This window comes from Enterobacter mori (assembly GCF_025244905.1).
GTDB lineage: Bacteria > Pseudomonadota > Gammaproteobacteria > Enterobacterales > Enterobacteriaceae > Enterobacter > Enterobacter mori_A.
The window spans coordinates 4,443,918-4,459,287 of sequence record NZ_CP104285.1; the positions used below are offsets into that span (position 1 = coordinate 4,443,918).

A 15,370-nucleotide genomic window follows, 5' to 3' on the forward strand; every position below is an offset into this window, starting at 1 on the left:
TTTTATACCCGCCCGGTGAGCCGGGCGGTGGGATAGTTATTTGGCGGCCGAGGACGAACCGTCGGCGTGCCACTTAAAGACACCAAATTCAAATCCCTTCAGATCGCCTTTCTCATCCCAGTTCAGCGGCCCAATCACGGTGTTCGCCCCGTGTGCTTTTAAATCTTTCACCAGATCCAGCGGCTCTTTGCTGCCGGTACGCTCCAGCGCGGTTGCCAGAGACTGCACTGCCGCGTAGGTGATCCAGACATATGGACCACTCGGATCCTTCTTCTGCGCCTTGAGCGCCTCTACGATAGCCTTGTTGGCCGGATCCTGGTCATAGCGTTTTGGCATCGTGACCAGCATGCCTTCGGCAGAATCGCCCGCGATGTTTGACAGGGAGGCATTGCCCACGCCCTCTGGCCCCATAAACTGGGTTTTCAGGCCGGTGGCGCGCGCCTGGCGCAGCATCTGGCCCATCTCCGGGTAGTAGCCGCCGTAATAAACGAAGTCGATGTTTTCTTTTTGCAGACGGGCAATCAGCGCGGAGAAGTCTTTCTCACCAGCGGTAATGCCGTCGAAGAAGACGATGTTCGCGCCGCCTTTTTTCAGGCCGTCCTGCACGGAGCGCGCCAGGCCTTCGCCGTACTGCTGCTTATCGTGAATGATGGCGATACGCTGTGGCTTGACGGTCTCGAGGATGTATTTCGCGGCGGTTGGCCCCTGGGAGGAGTCCAGACCGGCGGTACGCATGATGTGCTGATAGCCACGCTGGGTCAGCTCAGGATTCGTTGCGCCAGGGGTGATCATCAGAATGCCTTCGTCTTCGTAAATATCAGACGCGGGCTGCGTGGACGATGAGCACAGGTGACCGATGACGTACTGGATACCGTCGTTGACGATTTTGTTGGCAACCGCGACGGCCTGTTTTGGATCGCAGGCGTCGTCATATTCCACGCCCACCAGCTTGTCGCCTTTGATGCCGCCTTTGGCATTGATGTCCTTGATGGCCTGACGTGCGCCGTTGAACTCCATATCACCCCACTGGGCAACAGGACCGGACATCGCACCGACCACAGCAACTTTTATGTCATCCGCCATAGCCGCCTGCGAAATTGCCAGTGCGACCATTCCCGCGATTATTGCTTTCGCGTTCCTTTTCATCTCTGAATCCCCATTCGTGATGTCGTGTATATATTTTGTTTTATTATGGTTAAAAAGCATTCTGTACTTTTAATGAACAACGCTATTTTTACCAGTGCCTTTAATGGTTTAGCGCGGTTTTTTGTCAAAAACCAGACTAATATCTCTATTTTTCAGGCGATTAAGCAAAGATAATATTCTGAATTCGGGCAGAGATAAACAAATAAAAGTGCAGTTTGCAGCATAAAATAACGGTACAAAGCGCCGAATAAATCACTGCCTTTCAGGTTAAAATTCTGCTTAATTTTCGATCCATGTGTTTTCGAACTGCGCAATGCGTTGCCAAAAAACTAATCACCTGGTTAACGGGAATAAAAAGAGAAAGCACCTGAGCAAATAAATTGAGTACACTGGCCCCACTCAACCTGATTTGGACAAGTAGCTAATGAAACTGACTATCGTGCGTCTGGTGACCTTTAGCGACCAGGATCATATCGACCTGGGCAAGATCTGGCCGGAATATTCCCCTTCGTCGCTGGCCGTCGACGAAAATCACCGTATCTATGCCGCGCGCTTTAACGAGCGTCTGCTGGCCGCCGTTCGCGTAACGCTGAGCGGCACGGAAGGGGCGCTGGACTCCCTGCGCGTGCGCGACGTCACCCGCCGCCGCGGGGTCGGACAGTATTTAATTGAAGAAGTCATCCGTGAAAACCCGAGCGTGACCTCATGGTGGATGGCCGACGTGGGCGTGGAAGACCGCAGCGTGATGGCGGCGTTTATGCAGGCGTTAGGGTTTACGGCGCAGGCAAACGGGTGGGAGAAGCGCCAGAGTTGATGGGTGCGGCCTGATCTGTGCGGCCTGATGCCCTCACCCCGGCCCTCTCCCACGGGGAGAGAGCGAAAACATTAAAAAAGGCAACTTGCGTTGCCTTTTTGCGTTTATTTTGCGTCAGTCGCCGTGCCGTTAGCATGCCAGTCAAACACGCCGAACTCGAAGCCTTTCAGATCGCCCTTCTCATCCCAGGACAGCGGCCCCATCACGGTGTCGACGGAATTCGCTTTCAGCCAGGTGGCAATCTCAGCCGGATCGGCTGACTGGTTCAGGCCCGCCTGCAGCGACTGCAGCGCCGCGTAGGTGGTCCAGACGAACGCGCCGCTTGGATCCTGTTTCTTCGCCTTGATGGCATCCACGATAGCTTTGTTCGCAGGGACCTGGTCGTAGTTTTTCGGTTTGGTCACCAGCAGGCCTTCGGCTGATTCACCCGCAATGTTAGACAGGGAAACGTTCGCCACACCTTCCGGCCCCATAAACTGGGTTTTCAGACCCGCAGCGCGCGCCTGGCGGAGGATCTGGCCCATTTCCGGGTGGTAGCCACCGTAGTAAACGAAATCAATATTCTCTTTCTTCAGACGCGCCACCAGGGTGGAGAAGTCTTTTTCACCGGCGGTGATCCCATCGAAGAATACCACGTCGGCATTGGCTTTCTTGAGGTTGTCCTGCACTGAACGCGCCAGACCTTCACCGTACTGCTGCTTGTCGTGAACGATAGCGATGCGCTTCGGCTTCACTTTTTCAACGATGTATTTCGCCGCGGTTGGGCCCTGGTCAGAGTCCAGACCGGTGGTGCGCAGAGTCAGCTTATAGCCACGCGCGGTCAGTTCCGGCGCGGTCGCAGCCGGGGTGATCATCAGAATGCCTTCATCTTCGTAGATGTCAGAGGCGGGCTGAGTAGAAGAAGAGCACAGGTGACCGATAACGTACTTGATCCCGTCGTTCACCACTTTGTTCGCCACCGCGACCGCCTGTTTCGGGTCACAGGCATCATCATATTTTACGATCTGCAGTTTTTCGCCCTTGATGCCGCCCTTAGCATTAATGTCTGCAACCGCCTGCTCAGCGCCGGTAAACTCCTGGTCGCCGTACTGTGCCACTGGACCGGACATCGCGCCAACCACAGCAACTTTGATATCTGCCTGTGCCATGGTGCTGAATGCCATCGCGATACATCCTGCCAGTAACGCTTTACCCTTCATGTTCATCCTGAGATTCCCCATTATTATGGTTATTACGATTGTTGTGATGTTGTTGTGCAGCGCTTTATGTCAGTTATAGGTGTGCTGTCCGCGCTTTTTCAGCATACTCTGCTAAAACATACCCGATTTTTATGATTTTGGAATAGCTAATTTGAAATGAATATATGATAGGCCCGGCAGGCATTTTCGCCGGGCATGTGGCTTTAACGTGTCAGCGACGCGGAGATAATGTCCAGCGCTTTACGGAACTGTACTTCAGGGATAGTTAGCGGATAGAGGAAACGAATGACGTTGCCGTAGACACCGCAGCTCAGAAGAAGCAGCCCTTCGTTCAATGCGCGCTCCTGCACCCGGCGGGTAAATTCCGGAGACGGTTGCCCGGATTGCGGATCGTTGAACTCCACCGCCACCATCGAGCCTTGCGCACGAATGTCGGCAATATACGGGCAGCCATCCTTCGCTTTATTCAGCACCTCTACCAGATGGTGGCCAAGGTGCGCCGCGCGGGTGCAGAGATCCTCTTCGTCAATCACGTCCAGCACGGCGTGCGCCGCCGCAATCGCCAGCGGGTTCCCCGCGTAGGTACCCCCCAGCCCACCTGGCGCAGGCGCATCCATCACCTCAGCACGACCCGACACCGCCGAGAGCGGCATCCCGCCCGCCAGGCTTTTCGCCATGGTGATCAGATCGGGCTTCACGCAGTGGTTTTCCATCGAGAATAGCTTGCCGGTACGGGCGAAGCCGGTTTGGACTTCGTCGGCAATCAGCAAAATCCCGTGGGTGTCGCACAGGGCGCGCAGCGCCTGCATAAAATCGGCGGGCGCAATGTTGAAACCGCCCTCCCCCTGAACCGGTTCAAGGATAATGGCCGCCACCTGGTCGGGTGCGATATCCGCTTTAAAGATGCGTTCCAGGCTTTTTAACGCTTCCGCCGTGCTGACGCCGTGCAGATCGTTAGGGAACTGCGCGTGATACACCGAACCGGGGAACGGGCCGAACCCCAGCTTGTAAGGTGCGACCTTGCCGGTCAGCGCCATGGTCATAAAGGTGCGGCCATGGAAGGCGCCGCCAAAGGTGATAAGGCCGGGGCGTTTGGTATATGCGCGGGCAATTTTGACCGCGTTTTCAACCGCTTCTGCGCCCGTCGAGAAGAAGGCGGTCTTGGCGGGACCGTCAATCGGCACGCGCTGGTTGATGCGTTCGGCAAGCGCGACATAGCCCTCATACGGCACAATCTGGTAGGCCGTGTGGGTGAAGGCATGGAGTTGTTTTTCGATGGCGGCAATGACTTTTGGATGGCGATGGCCGGTATTCAGCACTGCGATCCCGGCGGCGAAGTCGATGTACTCGTTGCCTTCCACGTCCCACACCGTGGCGTTTTCGGCTTTATCGGCATAGAAGCTACACATCACCCCGATGCCGCGCGGCGTTGCCTGTAAACGCCGGTCATTCAGTTCGTTATTTTTCACCCAGTCCCCCTGAGAAAGTCGCCTGCTTAGCGCATCAGTAAGTGTTTGCCAGGGGGAGGGAATTCGCCAGAGCGGGCGCAAAAAAAACAAAACCCCCGGACTCTCATCCAGGGGTTCTCGGTGTACTTCGCTTAGATTACGCTTCGATAGCGGCGCGAAGTTTTTTCATGGCGTTCTTTTCAAGCTGACGGACACGTTCCGCGGAGACGCCGTAGCGGTCGGCCAGCTCCTGCAGCGTGGACTTGTTGTCTTCGTCCAGCCAGCGGGCACGGATAATATCCTGGCTACGCTCGTCGAGGCCTTCCATCGCATAGGTCAGCTTGTTCGCGGCCTGATCTTCCCAGTTGTCCTCTTCGATGCCGTCGGCAAAGTTAGAGGTTTTATCCTGCAGATACAGAACCGGTGCCATTGGCTGGCTGTCGGATGCGTCGTCGTCGGAGGACATATCAAAAGTCATGTCCTGCGCGGCCATGCGGGATTCCATCTCACGCACGTCTTTGCTGGATACGCCCAGCTCGCGCGCCACCATTTCCACTTCATCCTGGTTGAACCAGCCCAGACGCTGCTTGGTTTTACGCAGGTTGAAGAACAGTTTGCGCTGCGCTTTCGTCGTGGCGACTTTCACAATACGCCAGTTACGCAGGACGTATTCGTGAATTTCTGCTTTGATCCAGTGCACGGCGAAGGAGACCAGTCGCACACCCACTTCCGGGTTGAAGCGACGTACAGCCTTCATCAGGCCGATGTTACCTTCCTGAATCAAGTCCGCCTGCGGCAGGCCGTAGCCCGAGTAGTTACGAGCAACGTGAACAACAAAGCGCAGGTGAGACAGGATCAGCGTCTTAGCTGCTTCCAGATCGCCCTGGTAATGCAGCTTTTCAGCAAGCTCCTTTTCTTCCTCGGCCGTTAACATCGGCCAGGTGTTCGCAGCCCGGATGTAAGATTCCAGGTTACCAACAGGGGCTAAAGCTAAAGTTTGCATTTCTTTGGTCATTCATTCCTCTCAATGTTTCTTCTGGTCCAGGCTGTCCCCATCAGGCAACAACCATGCCAAAGCGTTTGAGCAGCGAGATTAGCATTCACACTTTTATCAGACCGTGATTTTATCCACAAGTTCCAGGTGCAACAGTGAATAAATTACGCACAAAATGTGACATGAAGATGATAACAGGGGAAGAGACAACAGGGACGCTTTCCCTGCAGAGCGAACATCTCGGTGCAGGGAAAGATTATATCACGCTTTTATTAGTCGGGAGTAAAGTGGCGTAAATGTTGAACCGTCGCCAGCCATGCGGCTACCCAGCCGATCATGGAGCACACCAGCAGCAACAGCAGGCACTCATCAAACCCTAAGCCACTGATATCAAACTTCGTTCCGAAAACCTGCGCCACTTCAGTCACGGCAGAGGAAAGCCGCATCACCAAAATTTCTGACAATATCAGTGAAAGAAATGCGCCGGAAAAACCGAGCAGCGCGCCGCCGTAGAGGAACGGACGGAGGATGAAACCATCCGTTGCGCCAATCAGTTTCTGCACGTTGATGGTATCGCGGCGGGCGAAGATGCTCAGACGCACGCTGTTACCGATGACGAGGAATACCGCCGCCACCATCAGCACGCCAATCATCGCCGACACGCGCCCCACCAGCCCGGTCAGGGCTGCAAGGCGGGCAAACCAGCTGTCGTCCATGCGCACTTCATCAATCCCGTTGATACGGGTGATGCGGTCACGCAGGGTATTCAGCGAATCGGTGCCCTGGAAATCGAGTTTCGGGATCACCACCGCCACGGCGGGCAGCGGGTTCTCTTCCAGCATATCCAGCGCGCCGCCAAAGCCTGACCAGTTGCGGAACTCGCCCAGCGCTTCATCGCGCGAGAGATAGTTCACCTTCTCGACACCCTGTTCGGCCTGAATTTGCCCGACCACCTGCGCCGCCGCGTTATCATCGAGCGCTTTATCCAGATAGACGGTGATCTGCGGCGACGGATAATACTGCGATGCCGCCTGGTTGACGTTCTTATAGACCATGTAGCAGACGCTTGGCAGCGTCAGGGAGATGGCAATCACCATCACCGTCAGGAACGTCGCCAGCGGTTTACTTTTCAGATCCTGCAATGCCCCCTGGAAGGCATAGCGCACCTGCTCGTTGAACACGTTGGTCTTGCGGGAGTTTGGCTTCGGCGCGGCTTTCGCACGCTTTGGCGTATTACGATTGCCGTCCCCGCCGCCCTGCGGCTTGCGGAAACGGTCAAACCGGTTCCCGAACTGCCGAATCTGGTTCATTGCATCACGCTTGTTCACCGTGGCCTCCGTGCAAATGCCCGTCGCTCAGGGTCAGCATGCGGTACGAACGACGGGAAATGAGCCCGATGTCGTGCGTCGCCATCAATACCGTGACCCCTACGCGGTTGAATTCCTCAAACAGACGCAAAATCCCTTCGGACAGGGCATCGTCCAGGTTACCGGTTGGTTCATCCGCCAGCAGTACGGCAGGCTTGTTCACCACCGCACGGGCGATGCCCACGCGCTGCTGCTCACCGCCGGACAGCTGGATCGGGAAGTTCTTCGCTTTGTCCAGCAGCCCGACCTTATCCAGCGCCGCAGAGACGCGACGGCGAATATCATCGTAGCTGGCGCCGGCAATAATCAGCGGGATAGCGACGTTATCAAAAACGGTGCGATCCATCAGCAGGTGGTGATCCTGGAAAATCATGCCGATCTGACGACGCAGGAACGGCACTTCGCGGTTTTTCAGGCGGCTAATTTCGTGGCCGCTGAAAAAGATTTTCCCGGCGCTGGGCCGTTCGATCCCACAGATAAGCTTGAGCAGGGTACTTTTCCCCGCGCCGGAATGGCCGGTCAGGAATGCCATCTCGCCTGGCTGCAGATGGAACGTTACCCCCTGCAGCGCTTGTCTCCCACCGAGATAGGCCTTGCTGACGTGTTCAAAGCGAATCATTGTTAGTCCTCTCGGGCAAATAATGCCTCAATAAAGTCGTCCGCCTTAAACGGACGCAAATCCTCAATACGCTCGCCTACACCGATGTAACGGATAGGAATGCCGAACTGATCGGCAACGGAGAAGATCACCCCGCCTTTGGCGGTGCCGTCCAGCTTGGTCAGCGCGATCCCCGTCAGTCCTACCGCTTCATGGAACAGCTTCGCCTGACTGATGGCGTTCTGTCCGGTGCTGGCGTCAATGGTCAGCATAATTTCATGCGGTGCGTCTTCGTCCAGCTTCTTCATGACGCGGACGATTTTCTTCAACTCTTCCATCAGGTGCGATTTGTTCTGCAAACGCCCTGCGGTATCGGCAATCAGCACGTCCACGTTACGCGCCTTCGCCGCCTGGATGGCGTCGAAGATCACGGATGCGGAATCCGCGCCGGTATGCTGGGCAATCACCGGGATGTTATTGCGCTGACCCCAGACCTGCAGCTGCTCAACCGCCGCCGCACGGAAGGTATCGCCCGCCGCCAGCATCACCGATTTGCCCTGCTGCTCGAACTGACGCGCCAGCTTGCCGATGGTGGTGGTTTTACCCACGCCGTTCACGCCAACCATCAGAATAACAAATGGCGTTTTGCCTTCAATATTAAGTGGTTCATCAACTTTTGCGAGAATTTCGCCCATCTCGTCTTTCAGCAGGCCGTACAGCGCTTCGGCATCACGCAGCTGTTTGCGGCTCGCCCCTTCGGTCAGGTTGGCGATGATCTTACGGGTCGTTTCCACGCCGACGTCCGCAATCAGCAGCTGTTCCTCCAGCTCTTCAAAGAGATCGTCGTCGATCTTCTTGCCGCGGAACAGACTGATAAATCCGGAACCTAAGTTTTCTTTGGTTTTGAGCAGGCTACGCTTCAGGCGCGCGAAGAAACCTTCTTTGGTCGGTTTTTCCTGCTCCTGAACGATCTCTTCTTCGGCCTGCTCTTCCACCGGCACGACGATAACCGCTTCTTCTGCGGCTTCCGCCGCCAGCGCCTGGGCTTCCAGCTCTTCGTCGGTCAGCTCTGGCTCGAGTGCCGCTTCTTCTTCCACTGCTTCAACAATTTCAACGGTTTCCGCTTCGGCCTGCCACTCTTCGGCAGCAACCTCTTCGGCTTTTACCTCTTCCGGCAGCGGCAGCTCTTCGTGCTCAATAACGGCCTGCGGCGCGTGGGTAATTTCTTCGACGACAACCGGCTCTGGCTTCTCGCTTTCCTGAACCTGTTCAGTGACCTCAACCACCTCTTCAGCAAAGGATTCAATCTCTTCTTTGCTGTGCGCCGTTTCTTCCGCTTCGACAACCGCGGCGGTTTCTACAGGCGTTTCAGCCTGCGACTGCTCTTCAACGGCTTGTTGTTCTTCGGTTTTCTGTTCTGTTTCTTGCTCTTTTTCACCGAAGCCCAGCCAGGAAAAGAAGCCACGTTTTTTTTGTTTTGCCATCTGCGACTACACTCCTCGCGGCGCTATATACATGTAAGCTAAAAAAATGATGAAATAGTCTAACACTTTACTTAATTGACATCACCGCCCGCAATCGCAGGCCAATTGTTAACAGAGCTTTCCTGAGATGAAGAAACCCAACCGCGCCCCGGCCGGTCAAATTCGTATTATCGGCGGTCAGTGGCGAGGCCGGAAATTACCGGTGCCGGACAGCCCCGGTTTACGCCCCACTACCGACCGCGTGCGCGAGACGCTGTTTAACTGGCTCGCCCCGTCAATGGTAGACGCCCACTGCCTGGACTGCTTCGCCGGAAGCGGCGCGCTCGGGCTTGAAGCGCTGTCGCGCTATGCCGCCAGCGCCACGCTGCTGGAGATGGAGCGCGGCGTGGCGCAGACGCTGCAGCAAAATCTGGCGACGCTGAAGGCGAGCAACGCCAAAGTGGTCAACACCAACACGCTGAGCTTCCTCGCGCAACAGGGCACACCGCACAACGTGGTGTTCGTCGATCCGCCGTTCCGCAAGGGGCTGCTGGAAGAGACGTTATCCCTGCTGGAGCAAAACGGCTGGCTGGCGGATGACGCGCTAATCTATGTAGAAAGCGAAGTGGAGAACGGTTTGCCGCCGGTGCCCGCGCACTGGGATCTGCACCGCGAAAAGGTCGCCGGTCAGGTTGCTTATCGTCTGTATCACCGTCAGGCACAAGGAGGATCCGATGCCGGTACTGATTAACCTGGGACGTTTGCTGATGCTGGGCGTCTGGGCATTTTTGATTTTAAACCTGGTGCACCCGTTCCCGCGCCCGATGAACATTTTCGTTAACGTGGCGCTGATTTTCACGTCGTTTATGCACGCCCTGCAGATGGTGATGCTGAAGAACGGCCTGCCGAAAGACGGCCCGCAGATGACGGGCTGGCAGCAGCTGCGCGTATTTATTTTCGGCGTGTTTGAGCTGCTGGTGTGGATGAAGAAGTTTAAGGCGCAGGTGAAGAAGTAAGGTGCGGCCTGTTGCCCTCACCCTAACCCTCTCCCACAGGGAGAGGGAACCGATCGCGCCTTATTCAGGCGTAAAACCTTCGAACCGCGACCCTTTGTAGCTCAGCGTTCCTTTCTCTCCCACCGTCAGCTGATGGTACTGCTGCGCCTCCAGGCGGAAGGTCACCTCCAGCCCGCCCGTTTCCGGCTTAAAGCTCGCTTCATAGCGCATTGCTGTGCCCGCAGGTGTCACCTGCTGCTGGCGCGAGCGGCGATCGTTAATCGTCTTCTCACGCTTGTTCGTCACCACCACGCGCTTTTGCATCAGCGGCGCGGCGTCGTTATCCGCCTTCTCGCGGCGCTGCTGCACGAAACGAAACGAGGCGGCAATGACGATAATCGCCACCACGATAATGAAAAACAGCGGCATCTTGCTCATTGAAAAATCCCATCAGATTATGCGGAATTCAGGATACCTTGCCTTCCCCGTCATTGCCAAACGCCCGCCCGCGTCACTACACTGGATCAGAAACTGATTATTCAGCCTCAACAGATACAGGGAGTTAATATGCTTTGGTCATTTATCGCCGTCTGTTTGTCCGCATGGCTTTTTGTCGATGCGTCGTATCGTGGCCCTACCTGGCAGCGCTGGCTTTTTAAACCCGTCACGCTGCTGCTCCTGCTGCTGTTAGCCTGGCAAGCGCCGATGTTCAACGCCGTCAGCTATCTGGTCCTCGCCGGGCTGTGTGCGTCCCTGATAGGCGATGCGCTGACTCTGCTCCCCCGTCAGCGCCTGCTCTATGCCGTCGGTGCGTTCTTCCTGTCACATCTGCTTTACACCATCTACTTTGCCAGCCAGATGACGCTCTCCTTCTTCTGGCCGCTGCCGCTGGTGCTGCTGGTGATAGGCGCGCTGCTGATTGCGGTGATCTGGTCGCGTCTGGAAGAGATGCGTTTGCCGGTCTGTACCTTTATCGCCATGACGCTGGTGATGGTGTGGCTGGCAGGCGAGCTGTGGTTCTTCCGTCCGACGTCTCAGGCGATGTCCGCCTTCTTCGGCGCGGCGCTGTTGCTCATCGGGAATATCGTCTGGCTGGGCAGCCACTATCGTCGCCGCTTCCGTGCGGATAACGCGATTGCCGCTGCCTGCTACTTTGCCGGGCACTTCCTGATCGTGCGTTCGCTGTATATTTAAATAAGTCTTGACTCTGGAGTCGACTCCAGAGTGTATGCTGCGGTTAATGAGAAAATTATCATTACCGGAGACTGCCATGTCGACTCCAGAAACGTCTAAAAAAGTTCCACAATTCTCGGCACTTAAGCTCAGCCCGGTTCCGCCGAAAGACGACTGCTGCTGCGAGGGGGCGTGCGAAACGCAAACTGAAATGCTGCCTGAAAGCGGCAATCGCTACAGCTGGGTCGTCAACGGCATGGACTGCGCGGCCTGCGCGCGTAAAGTCGAAAACGCCGTCAAGCAGGTGCCGGGCGTCAGCCGCGTCCAGGTGCTGTTCGCCACCGAAAAACTGCTGGTCAGCGCCGAAAGCGACGTAAGCAAACAGGTGGAAGCCGCCGTCAGCAAGGCGGGTTATACCTTGCGTAGCGAAACGGCCCCCGTTGAAAAAACCTCCTCCCTGAAAGAAAACCTGCCGCTCATTTCGCTCATCATCATGATGGCCCTGAGCTGGGGGCTGGAGCAGATTGACCACCCGCTCGGCAATCTGGCGTTTATCGCCACCACGCTGGTCGGGCTGTTCCCGATTGCCCGCCAGGCGCTGCGCCTGATGAAAAGCGGCAGCTGGTTTGCCATTGAAACGCTGATGAGCGTGGCAGCTATCGGCGCGCTGTTCATCGGCGCGACGGCGGAAGCGGCGATGGTGCTGCTGCTGTTCCTGATCGGCGAACGGCTCGAGGGCTGGGCGGCCAGCCGGGCGCGTAAAGGAGTCAGCGCGCTGATGGCGCTGAAACCTGAAACCGCCACACGGGTAAATAACGGCAATCGCGAAACGGTGGCGATTAATACTCTGCGTCCCGGAGACGTGATTGAAGTCGCCGCGGGTGGTCGTTTACCCGCCGATGGTGCGCTTGTTACCGCCACCGCCAGCTTCGACGAGAGCGCCCTGACCGGGGAATCCATTCCGGTAGAACGCGCGGCAGGTGAAAAAGTGCCTGCTGGCGCCACCAGCGTCGACCGTCTGGTGCAGCTTAACGTGCTTTCTGAACCCGGCGACAGCGCCATTGACCGTATCCTGAAACTGATTGAAGAGGCTGAAGAGCGCCGCGCGCCAGTAGAGCGTTTTATCGACCGCTTCAGCCGGATTTACACGCCCGCCATCATGCTGGTTGCCCTGATGGTTACGGTGGTTCCACCGCTGTTCTTCGGCGCGCCGTGGGAAGGCTGGCTTTATAAAGGCCTGACGCTGCTGCTGATCGGCTGCCCCTGCGCGCTGGTGATCTCCACGCCTGCGGCGATTACCTCCGGGCTGGCAGCGGCGGCACGTCGCGGCGCGCTGATTAAGGGCGGCGCGGCGCTGGAGCAGCTGAGCCAGGTTCAGCATATCGCGTTCGATAAAACCGGCACGCTGACCGTCGGCAAGCCGCAGGTCACCGGCGTGTATCCGCAGGACATCAGTGAAGACGAACTGCTTACGCTGGCTGCCGCCGTTGAGCAAGGTTCCACTCACCCGCTCGCGCAGGCGATTGTGCGTGAAGCGCAGTCGCGCGGGCTGACTATTCAGGCGTCAACGGCACAGCGGGCGCTGGTTGGGTCGGGGATTGAGGCCACCGTTGACGGTAAAAAGGTGCTGATTGTCGCGGCGGGCAAGTCTTCTACCCCAGAGGTTGAGGCGTTAGAACAGACCGGACAAACTGTCGTGACCGTCATGCAGGACGGCGTCGCGAAAGGGATGCTGGCACTGCGCGACACCCTGCGCGATGACGCCAAAGAGGCCGTGACGGCGCTGCATCAGCTTGGCGTACAGGGCGTGATCCTGACCGGCGATAATCCGCGTGCGGCGGCGGCAATTGCCGGTGAACTGGGGCTGGAATTTAAGGCCGGATTGCTGCCCGCGGATAAAGTCAGCGCGGTCACGGAACTGAACGCATTCGCCCCGCTGGCGATGGTCGGTGACGGCATTAACGATGCGCCTGCGATGAAGGCTTCCACCATCGGCATTGCAATGGGCAGCGGAACCGACGTGGCGCTGGAGACGGCGGATGCGGCGCTGACCCACAACCGCCTGACCGGGCTGGTGCAGATGATTGGCCTGGCGCGGGCGACGCGGGCCAACATCCGCCAGAACATCGGCATTGCGCTGGGGCTGAAAGGGATATTCCTCGTGACCACCCTGCTCGGCATGACCGGCCTCTGGCTGGCGGTGCTGGCGGATACGGGTGCAACGGTGCTGGTGACGGCGAACGCGCTGCGGCTGCTGCGCCGCCGGTAAAAACGCCCGGTGGCGGCTGCGCCTTACCGGGCCTACAACATCTCCAAACCGTAGGCCGGGTAAGGCGCAGCCGCCACCCGGCAAAAAAAACGGCGTCACTGCATCCCTAACACCCTCGGCAACCATAATGAAATCGCCGGAATGTACGTCACCATCCCCAGCACTACCAGAAGCATGCCGTAAAACGGCAGCATGGCGCGCACCACGGTTTCAATCTTCTGCTTACTCACCGCGCTCGCCACAAACAGCACCGACCCGACAGGCGGGGTGATCAGCCCGATCCCCAGGTTCACCATCATGATCATCCCGAAATGCACCGGGTCGATCCCCAGCGAATTGGTCACCGGCAGCAGCACCGGGGTCAGGATCAGGATGATCGGCGCCATGTCCATCAGCGTGCCAATCAGCAGCAACATGATGTTGAGGTACATCAGGATCACGTACTTGTTATCGGAGAGCGAGGTGAAGAACTCGGTGATGCGGGTCGGGAGCTGCATGTAGGTCATCACCGCACCAAATGCCGCCGCAAAGCCAATCAAAATCATCACGATGGTGACGGTTTTCACCGTCCGGCACAGCAGCTTCGGCAGTTCGCTCCACTTATAATCGCGGTAGATGAACATGGTGACGAAGAACGCCCACAGGCAGGCCACGGCGGCGGATTCGGTTGCCGTGAAGATGCCGGACAATATCCCGCCGAGGATGATCACGACCGTCATCAGCCCCCACAGGGCATCCAGCATGATTTTCAGCGCCTGCCAGAAAGGGATTTTGTCCCCTTTCGGATAGCCGCGCTTGCGGGCGAAGCATAGACAGAGCACCATCAGGCTCACGCCCAGCAGCAGTCCCGGCAGCACGCCCGCGATAAACAGCGTGGCAATAGAAACCGTCCCCCCCGCGGCCAGCGAGTAAATGACCGAGTTGTGGCTGGGCGGGATCAGAATCGCCTGCACGGAACCGCTGGCCGTCACCGCCGCCGCATATTCGCGCGGGTAACCTTTCTTCTCCATCTCCGGGATCATCACGCTGCCGATAGAGGCCGTATCTGCCACCGACGAGCCGGAAATCGCGCCGAAGAACGTTGAGGCGACAATGTTCACCAGCGACAGCCCCCCGCGAATAAAACCAACAAACACGTAGGCGAAATTCACCAGCCGTCGGGCAATGCCCCCTTCCGCCATGATCGCCCCGGCGAGGATGAAGAACGGGATCGCCAGCAGGGTAAACTTGTTCACCCCGCTGGTGATCTGGATCATCAGCGCCTCCAGCGGCAGATCAATCCACAACGCCCCCGCCACGGCGCTTAACCCGACGGCGAAAGCCACCGGCATCCCCAGCGCCAGCAGAATGGCGAGGGTGAATAACAAAACGAATGCATCCATTGTTCACCCCTAACTGTGGTTGCCGATGAGCACGACGGGACGGTTTTCCTGCGAGCCAAACAGCAGGCGTTCAACAACAAACAGGATCAGAATCGCCGATCCGACCGGCAGCGGCAGATAGCTTTCGCCAGAGGTCAGGAGCGGGAATTCCGCGACCGGCTGTTCCCAGAGGTCGACGCACAGCCAGAGGCTGTACCAGAACATCAGGGCGGAGATCAGCAGCATCAGCAGGTCGACCACGCGGGCGCAGAGGTTTTTCAGCGCCTCGGGCAGCCGGTCGGTGAGCATGTTTACCGCGATGTGCGACCCGGCGCGATACCCCACCGCCGCACCAATAAAGGTAAAGGTCACCATGCAGATAATGGCGATCGGCTCCGGCCAGGACTCCCCGCGGTTGAGCGCGTAGCGCGAGAAGATGCCAATCGGGATCACTATCGTCATCACCAGCAGCGAGATACCCGCCACGGTCATGGCGAGCAGGTATAGACGGTCCATCCACTTCAGGTAGAGTTCGGACATACG

General features: G+C 57.5%; 15 protein-coding genes. 5 read left to right on the forward strand and 10 right to left on the reverse strand.

The features are described 5' to 3' along the window. Window positions 1-36: 36 nt before the first annotated feature. Window positions 37-1,146 (reverse strand): high-affinity branched-chain amino acid ABC transporter substrate-binding protein LivK, encoded by a 1,110-nt coding sequence (gene livK, locus N2K86_RS21080; protein ID WP_260659849.1) that lies wholly within the window; start codon window positions 1,144-1,146, stop codon window positions 37-39. Between the two features lie 424 nt (window positions 1,147-1,570). On the opposite strand from livK, the gene panM reads away from it, so the two are divergent. Continuing rightward, complete coding sequence (gene panM / locus N2K86_RS21085; RefSeq protein WP_260659850.1) at window positions 1,571-1,960, forward strand: aspartate 1-decarboxylase autocleavage activator PanM; 390 nt, start codon at window positions 1,571-1,573, stop codon at window positions 1,958-1,960. 104 nt (window positions 1,961-2,064) lie between these two features. Here panM and livJ read toward each other — a convergent pair whose 3' ends face one another. From livJ to ftsY, 6 genes are all read right to left on the reverse strand, one after another. Continuing rightward, complete coding sequence (livJ, locus tag N2K86_RS21090) at window positions 2,065-3,165, reverse strand: branched chain amino acid ABC transporter substrate-binding protein LivJ (protein WP_260659851.1); 1,101 nt, start codon at window positions 3,163-3,165, stop codon at window positions 2,065-2,067. Between the two features lie 197 nt (window positions 3,166-3,362). Then, window positions 3,363-4,628, reverse strand: a complete 1,266-nt coding sequence (locus N2K86_RS21095; protein WP_260659852.1) for a 4-aminobutyrate--2-oxoglutarate transaminase — start codon at window positions 4,626-4,628, stop codon at window positions 3,363-3,365. Window positions 4,629-4,764: 136 nt separating this feature from the next. After that, window positions 4,765-5,622: an RNA polymerase sigma factor RpoH gene (rpoH, locus tag N2K86_RS21100; protein ID WP_126545876.1), complete on the reverse strand. Its 858-nt coding sequence runs from the start codon at window positions 5,620-5,622 to the stop codon at window positions 4,765-4,767. A 251-nt stretch (window positions 5,623-5,873) separates the two neighbouring features. Next, the gene (ftsX, locus tag N2K86_RS21105; protein ID WP_126545877.1) at window positions 5,874-6,929 is read right to left on the reverse strand and encodes a permease-like cell division protein FtsX; all 1,056 of its coding nucleotides are present in this window, start codon (window positions 6,927-6,929) and stop codon (window positions 5,874-5,876) included. Further along, a complete protein-coding gene (gene ftsE, locus N2K86_RS21110) occupies window positions 6,916-7,587 on the reverse strand; it encodes a cell division ATP-binding protein FtsE (protein WP_008500091.1) in 672 nt (223 codons plus the stop codon). Before ftsE ends, ftsX begins: the two co-directional genes overlap by 14 nt. A gap of 2 nt (window positions 7,588-7,589) precedes the next feature. Beyond that, window positions 7,590-9,050, reverse strand: coding sequence for a signal recognition particle-docking protein FtsY (ftsY, locus tag N2K86_RS21115; protein ID WP_260659853.1), 1,461 nt, complete (start codon window positions 9,048-9,050; stop codon window positions 7,590-7,592). A 127-nt stretch (window positions 9,051-9,177) separates the two neighbouring features. On the opposite strand from ftsY, the gene rsmD reads away from it, so the two are divergent. Both rsmD and N2K86_RS21125 read left to right on the forward strand, forming a co-directional pair. Beyond that, the gene (gene rsmD, locus N2K86_RS21120; protein WP_069303519.1) at window positions 9,178-9,780 is read left to right on the forward strand and encodes a 16S rRNA (guanine(966)-N(2))-methyltransferase; all 603 of its coding nucleotides are present in this window, start codon (window positions 9,178-9,180) and stop codon (window positions 9,778-9,780) included. Then, a complete protein-coding gene (locus tag N2K86_RS21125) occupies window positions 9,764-10,045 on the forward strand; it encodes a DUF1145 family protein (RefSeq protein WP_010436509.1) in 282 nt (93 codons plus the stop codon). The genes rsmD and N2K86_RS21125 overlap by 17 nt, the downstream gene beginning before the upstream one ends. Before the next feature lie 60 nt (window positions 10,046-10,105). Here N2K86_RS21125 and N2K86_RS21130 read toward each other — a convergent pair whose 3' ends face one another. Further along, complete coding sequence (locus N2K86_RS21130) at window positions 10,106-10,462, reverse strand: DUF2500 domain-containing protein (RefSeq protein WP_260659854.1); 357 nt, start codon at window positions 10,460-10,462, stop codon at window positions 10,106-10,108. Window positions 10,463-10,591: 129 nt separating this feature from the next. Here N2K86_RS21130 and N2K86_RS21135 point away from each other — a divergent pair, with 129 nt between their 5' ends. Together N2K86_RS21135 and zntA are read left to right on the forward strand one after the other, a co-directional pair. Continuing rightward, on the forward strand, window positions 10,592-11,218 hold the full coding sequence (locus tag N2K86_RS21135) for a lysoplasmalogenase (protein ID WP_260659855.1): 627 nt from the start codon (window positions 10,592-10,594) through the stop codon (window positions 11,216-11,218). Between the two features lie 76 nt (window positions 11,219-11,294). Next, a complete protein-coding gene (zntA, locus tag N2K86_RS21140; RefSeq protein ID WP_260659856.1) occupies window positions 11,295-13,466 on the forward strand; it encodes a Zn(II)/Cd(II)/Pb(II) translocating P-type ATPase ZntA in 2,172 nt (723 codons plus the stop codon). A 95-nt stretch (window positions 13,467-13,561) separates the two neighbouring features. Here zntA and N2K86_RS21145 read toward each other — a convergent pair whose 3' ends face one another. Both N2K86_RS21145 and N2K86_RS21150 read right to left on the reverse strand, forming a co-directional pair. Further along, a complete protein-coding gene (locus N2K86_RS21145) occupies window positions 13,562-14,848 on the reverse strand; it encodes a TRAP transporter large permease (protein WP_260659857.1) in 1,287 nt (428 codons plus the stop codon). 9 nt (window positions 14,849-14,857) lie between these two features. Then, window positions 14,858-15,367: a TRAP transporter small permease gene (locus tag N2K86_RS21150; protein WP_260659858.1), complete on the reverse strand. Its 510-nt coding sequence runs from the start codon at window positions 15,365-15,367 to the stop codon at window positions 14,858-14,860. Window positions 15,368-15,370: the final 3 nt, after the last annotated feature.

Coding starts and splice junctions, on each gene's coding strand:
- livK (WP_260659849.1), bottom strand. CDS start 1,146: ATGAAAAGGAACGCGAAAGCAATAATCGCGGGAATGGTCGCACTGGCA.
- panM (WP_260659850.1), top strand. CDS start 1,571: ATGAAACTGACTATCGTGCGTCTGGTGACCTTTAGCGACCAGGATCAT.
- livJ (WP_260659851.1), bottom strand. CDS start 3,165: ATGAACATGAAGGGTAAAGCGTTACTGGCAGGATGTATCGCGATGGCA.
- rpoH (WP_126545876.1), bottom strand. CDS start 5,622: ATGACCAAAGAAATGCAAACTTTAGCTTTAGCCCCTGTTGGTAACCTG.
- ftsE (WP_008500091.1), bottom strand. CDS start 7,587: ATGATTCGCTTTGAACACGTCAGCAAGGCCTATCTCGGTGGGAGACAA.
- ftsY (WP_260659853.1), bottom strand. CDS start 9,050: ATGGCAAAACAAAAAAAACGTGGCTTCTTTTCCTGGCTGGGCTTCGGT.
- rsmD (WP_069303519.1), top strand. CDS start 9,178: ATGAAGAAACCCAACCGCGCCCCGGCCGGTCAAATTCGTATTATCGGC.
- N2K86_RS21125 (WP_010436509.1), top strand. CDS start 9,764: ATGCCGGTACTGATTAACCTGGGACGTTTGCTGATGCTGGGCGTCTGG.
- N2K86_RS21130 (WP_260659854.1), bottom strand. CDS start 10,462: ATGAGCAAGATGCCGCTGTTTTTCATTATCGTGGTGGCGATTATCGTC.
- N2K86_RS21135 (WP_260659855.1), top strand. CDS start 10,592: ATGCTTTGGTCATTTATCGCCGTCTGTTTGTCCGCATGGCTTTTTGTC.
- zntA (WP_260659856.1), top strand. CDS start 11,295: ATGTCGACTCCAGAAACGTCTAAAAAAGTTCCACAATTCTCGGCACTT.
- N2K86_RS21145 (WP_260659857.1), bottom strand. CDS start 14,848: ATGGATGCATTCGTTTTGTTATTCACCCTCGCCATTCTGCTGGCGCTG.
- N2K86_RS21150 (WP_260659858.1), bottom strand. CDS start 15,367: ATGTCCGAACTCTACCTGAAGTGGATGGACCGTCTATACCTGCTCGCC.